Below are 3877 nucleotides of genomic sequence, written 5' to 3'. Positions count from 1 at the left end.
GGATAGGCGCCTTCCCGACGCGCATCGTGACCGACCGCCCTACAATCCGGCACACGCAGTGCCGGAAAAACGGCATCGGTCACGATCACCGGAATCGTCGGTCACGTTCGCCGGAATACGCACGTAGTGGCCGATGTGCCGCCGCACAATGGGGTTGCCGCTGCCCCACCGTCATGTCCTCGGCCTGAGCTGACATTCGGCGGTCTCGGGTCAAATGGCCGCTTAAGACTGGGTGCAGTCACTCAAGTTCGGATATCGAGGGGTGCCGTCGGCGAAAGAAGACATCCGCGGAGGTTGTGCGCCTAGCGGCGCTCGACCGCGCATGTCAAACCTGCGGGCGTCCAGATGAGAGAGACAGCGGGCAGTCCTCCGAACTCTTCGGCGAGCCAAACGAGTGTCTTACGGTCGATGCTTGAGTGACTTCCGCCATGTGGATGCGTGTGCCAGGTGCCCACGAACGTCAGGTAGCCGAGGGAATCGTCATACGCCTGGCGCAGGTTCTTCTTCAGTTCCTGGGTGCCGAGGACGAAGCGTGCGGTGCTGCGGTAGCTGTCAGCGCTCGCTTGAACCAGACCTGCGACGACGATGGTGCGGGCCTCGTGTGACACGTGGCCGATCAATGCACCGCCGGTCTCCTTGGTGTCCCAGCGTACCGCGTCGGCGTCGATGACATCGCGTACGCCGGTAAGCACGCGAACAGTCCAGCCGCCGTCATCGGCCACGCGCAACACGGTCGTCGGGCCTTGCGAGACCACCGACCAGTTCATGCCGATGCCGTCGTCTTGCTGTACGCCCACTCCGAGTTGCCCGGCGTCGGGCAGTCCGTGCGCCAGCCAGCGCTCGACTTGCATTGCCACCAACGCAGCGGGCATCCACGGCCGAAAGAAGCGCCAGGTGCTCGAGATGTACCGCGAGGAACTGCCATACCTGCGGGCGCTGCCAGCCGAGCCCTTCCGCTATTTCAGACAAGCCACGCGCACCGTCGATGACGCGGGGTTGGTGCAGATCGATGCAGCCTATTACGCGGCGCTGCCGGCAGCGCCGCACAGCACGGTGACGGTTCGCGTGTTCGATCGCTGCATCGAGATCCTCGATGCAGCTGGCCAACTGCTTCGCCGACACGAGATCGCCGCCCGGCGTGGCACCTTCACGATGGCATCCACCGATCGGCTGTTCAATCCCTCGCGCGAGAGCGCGCGGGTACTGGCCAAGGCCGAGCGCATCGGGCCACATACCGCGGTGCTCGCCCGCGAACTGTTCGCCCGTCTGGGCCGTCCCGGCCAGCGCGCCCTGTACGGGCTGGCGAACCTGGCCCGCCACCATCCCTGTGCCCAGATCGATGCCGTCTGCGCCCGGCTTGTCGATGCGCAGATCTTCTCCTATGCCGCGGTCAAGCGCGCGCTGGAGCGCTCGGCTTCCATCGCCGTGACGGTAACTGCCGAACACCTCGAACAATGCGGCGATCACATCCGCCCGATCATCGAGTACCACGCGTTCTGGGAGCGCCACTCCCACACCCAACCTCCGGAGATGACCGATGGCCATGTCAATGACTGAACTCGAACGATCGCTGCGCGCACTGCGCCTGTCCGGCATGAGTGCCACGCTGCAGGCGCGTGCGCTGGCCGTAGCCAGCCACGAGATGGACTTCATCGAAGCCTTCTCCTGGCTGGTGCAGGACGAACTGGACCGACGCCGATCTCGCCTGCTCGATCGGCGCTACACGCTCTCCGGCCTCGTCGAACGCAAGGATCTCAAGGACTTCGACTTCGCCTACAACCCGACCATCTCCCGCCGTGCGGTGTTCGAACTGGCCACGCTGAAATTCATCGACGCGCGCGAAGACGCACTGCTCATCGGGCGACCTGGCACCGGCAAGAGCCACATCGCGAAGGCCATCGCGCTCACCGCCGTCAACCGCGGATACAAGGTGCTCTATCGGGAAGCCCATCAGCTGATCGAGGACATCCACGAGGCCCGCGAGCTGGGCGCAATCCGCAAGCTGCGCGCGCAGCTGCGCGCCGCCGAACTGCTGATCATCGACGACCTGTTCCTGCGCAAGCTCCCGGCCGGCGCCGCCGACGAGTTGGCCGACGTGCTCATGAGCCGGCACGAGAAGGCCTCCACCCTCATCACCTCCAACCGCGGCCTCGACGACTGGGCGAAGCTGCTCGGTGACATGGTGATCGTGGCCCCGCTGATCGACCGGCTCATGCATCACGGACACCTGCTCAAGTTCGACGGCAAGAGCTGGCGCCTGAAGGAGGCCGCCGCCCGCATTGCCAAGGCTTCAGCCGACAATTAAAGTCCGCCTGTCCCGTCTCCGGGGTGGGGGAATTTGACCCGGCCACGGGTGGGGGAATTTGCAGTGGCCGCCGGGGCATGCGCGCAAAATTTGCGCCACGCATTGCAATACAACCGAAAAAGCAAGATGACATCCCATTCGCGCATGCTTTCCGTCTTTACGGTCATGATCCTTCTGTCCATGGCGGCAATCCCCGGTGTCATGGCGCAGACAAGCGATGCAGACGCACGCTTTGCCCAGCTCGATAGCGACGGCGACGGCCGGATCTCAAAGGACGAGTTCGACAAGCTACCCGTCAGGCGCGCCGATGCCTTCAAGCGCCTTGATCGCAATGGCGACGGGGCCATCGACCGCACCGAATTCGCAGCCTTCGCCGATCGCCGCGGCCAGGGCCGCACCAATGGAGGCGCAACGGCACAGACAACCGTAACGCCCGGCAAGCTCGCCAACCCCATCGTGGCACTGGGTCCCCCGGTTGACATCGCGCGTTATCGCGCGGCCTCAGTCTATTCGGCGGAAACAGGGGGCCTGCATCTCCTCGTCATGCAGGACGGCAACATTGTTTTCGAGCAGGGCGTCGAAGGAAGTACAGCGGACAGGGCCTACCAGATCGCGTCTGGTACGAAGAGCTTCTGGGGACCAGTCGCCGCTGTCGCCATGGCACGAGGCCTCTTTACCCTCGATGAAAGGGTCGCTGACACGATCAGCGAGTGGCAGGGCGACCCGCGCAAGTCGCGCATCACGGTCCGCCACCTCCTCAGCTTTTCCAGCGGGCTTGAAGCCCCTCGCCGCCTCTGGGCCGACAAAACCGTCGAGAACAAGGGCGCCTTCGCGATCGCACAGAAAGCTGTCGCCGACCCGGGGACGCAATTCGCCTATAGCGAGGTGCACCTCTACGCATTCAGCGAATTCATGCGCCGCAAACTTGCAGCGCGTCTCGGGGGTCCCAGTTCAGCATTCGCCTTTCTGAAGGAGACCATCCTCGATCCGATTGGATTGACCCCGACACGCTGGGCGACCGAGCGAAACGGCGAGCCGGCCATGGGCCATGGCGCCGTGCTGACCGCACGCGAATGGGCTAAGCTCGGTGAACTCATTCGCCTGGGCGGCACCTGGAATGGGAAGCAGCTGGTTCGACCAGATCTGCTCGCTGCATGCTTCAGCAGTTCCAGCGCGAACCAGGCCTATGGCTTGACGTGGTGGCTGAACAAGGCTTCGCTTAACCCGGCCGCGACTGCAGACGATGCCGGCGCAGTCCGGCGCCGATCAACCGAACGCATCAGCGCCGATGGCATCTGGCCCGGCCAGGCACCCGATATTGTCATGGCCGCTGGCGCAGGGCAGCAGCGGCTTTACGTCTGGCCGTCACGCGGACTCGTCATCGTCCGCTATTCCAACGCCGACATGGCCGCCGCCGTGATGAGCGGCGACTACTCTCGCATGAACTTTAGCTTTGAAGACAAGCGCTTCTTCGAGCTGCTGACCGGTGTGAGGTGAGCTCGCCTGACCACGCAGCACCAAGGACCGGTCTTCCAGCAAAACGCACCGGCGCTAGCTTCGTCGCCTCCTCGC

At 64.3% G+C, this 3877-nt stretch carries 4 protein-coding genes; 3 read left to right on the top strand and 1 reads right to left on the bottom strand.

Annotated elements, in window-relative coordinates:
• Positions 1 to 302 precede the first annotated feature (302 nt).
• Complete coding sequence (locus ING98_21280; GenBank protein MCA3104406.1) at positions 303 to 872, bottom strand: Mov34/MPN/PAD-1 family protein; 570 nt, start codon at positions 870 to 872, stop codon at positions 303 to 305.
• A gap of 22 nt (positions 873 to 894) precedes the next feature.
• Here ING98_21280 and ING98_21275 point away from each other — a divergent pair, with 22 nt between their 5' ends.
• From ING98_21275 to ING98_21265, 3 genes are all read left to right on the top strand, one after another.
• A complete protein-coding gene (locus ING98_21275; GenBank protein MCA3104405.1) occupies positions 895 to 1557 on the top strand; it encodes a hypothetical protein in 663 nt (220 codons plus the stop codon).
• Entirely contained in the window at positions 1538 to 2305 is a 768-nt protein-coding gene (locus tag ING98_21270) for an ATP-binding protein (GenBank protein ID MCA3104404.1), read from the top strand. The genes ING98_21275 and ING98_21270 overlap by 20 nt, the downstream gene beginning before the upstream one ends.
• A gap of 126 nt (positions 2306 to 2431) precedes the next feature.
• Positions 2432 to 3802 carry a serine hydrolase gene (locus tag ING98_21265; GenBank protein MCA3104403.1) on the top strand — a complete coding sequence of 457 codons (1371 nt, stop codon included), beginning with the start codon at positions 2432 to 2434 and terminating at the stop codon, positions 3800 to 3802.
• Positions 3803 to 3877 lie beyond the last annotated feature (75 nt).

Source organism: Rhodocyclaceae bacterium, assembly GCA_020248265.1.
Lineage (GTDB): Bacteria > Pseudomonadota > Gammaproteobacteria > Burkholderiales > CAIKXV01 > CAIKXV01.
This window is presented reverse-complemented; position numbering and strand designations above follow the sequence as displayed.